The organism is Mesorhizobium sp. M1A.F.Ca.ET.072.01.1.1 (assembly GCF_004023325.1).
Classification (GTDB): Bacteria; Pseudomonadota; Alphaproteobacteria; order Rhizobiales; family Rhizobiaceae; genus Mesorhizobium.
This window is the reverse complement of sequence record NZ_RZSF01000818.1, coordinates 1-381: the sequence shown is the minus strand read 5'-3', so window position 1 is coordinate 381 and position 381 is coordinate 1. Positions and strand designations below refer to the sequence as shown.

At 65.4% G+C, this 381-nt stretch carries 1 protein-coding gene; it reads left to right on the top strand.

The features are described from left to right. Window positions 1-10: 10 nt before the first annotated feature. A partial coding sequence (locus EOA32_RS38195; RefSeq protein WP_245499550.1) for an alpha/beta fold hydrolase occupies window positions 11-381 on the top strand: 371 nt, incomplete at its 3' end.

Sequence of the window (381 nt, the reverse complement as noted above, 5' to 3'; positions counted from 1 at the left end):
CGCTTCGGCCGTGGCCCTGATTACCGCGCCAGATGCACAATCCGAGGAGACAAAGCCTGCCATGACCGCTGCCACCAAAGCCGCTGTGAAGCCGGAGAGATCCGGCCTGCTGCCGATCGACGGCCTGAATTACTACTACGCCATCTACGGCAAGGGCGAGCCGCTGCTGCTGCTGCATGGCGGCCTCGGTTCCACCGACATGTTCGCGCCGGTCCTGCCGCAATTCGCCGCGCATCGCACCGTGATCGCCGTGGATCTGCAGGGCCATGGCCGCACCGCGCTTGGCGAGCGGCCGTTCAGTGTCGAAGCGATGGGCGACGACATGGCGGCGATCGTCAAGGCGCTTGGCTACGACCAGGTCGACGTCATGGGCTATTCGCT